Origin of the sequence: Variovorax sp. WDL1 (genome assembly GCF_001541225.1) — a bacterium.
Taxonomy (GTDB): domain Bacteria; phylum Pseudomonadota; class Gammaproteobacteria; order Burkholderiales; family Burkholderiaceae_C; genus Variovorax.
In genome coordinates this window covers 1-493 of the sequence record NZ_LMTS01000293.1, presented here as the reverse complement: position 1 = coordinate 493, position 493 = coordinate 1, and the positions used below count along the sequence as shown (strand labels likewise).

General features: G+C 68.8%; 1 protein-coding gene. It reads right to left on the bottom strand.

The genetic code is table 11. The annotated features are described in order from the left end of the window. On the bottom strand, window positions 1-493 hold a 493-nt coding region (locus APY03_RS35280; RefSeq protein WP_198161360.1), incomplete at both ends, for a TolC family protein.

Sequence of the window (493 nt, the reverse complement as noted above, 5' to 3'; positions counted from 1 at the left end):
CGCTGTATGTCCGGCCGCCTGTGCGCCAATTCGGAGGGCAAGCCCACCGGCACGTTGGAAGGAAGCGAAGGCAAGGGCATCGCTTCAAGCAACTGCGCATCGAGGGCGCGCGGCTGCTCCCCCAGCAGCAGTGCCAAGGCATTCATCAGCGTGTTGCGGCGCTGCACCAGTTCGGGCACCAGCGCCTCGACCGTTGCCCGCTGCGCGCGCGCCGAAGCGGTTTCGAAGCGCGTGGCGACACCGTTGCGCTCACGGCTTTCGGCCAGGCGCAGGGTGCGGTCGGCGACCGCCAGGTTCTGCCGGGTGATGTCCAGTTGCGCTTGCGTACTACGCAACTGGAGATAGGTGCGCGCCACCTCGGCGGACAAGGCCACCCGCGCCGCCTCGCGCTCATACACCGTGGCCTCGAAGGCGGCCGCGGCGCCTTCGCGCGATCGCCGCGCGCGGCCCCAAAGATCGAGTTCCCAACTGGCGTCGAATCCCAACTGCCAGA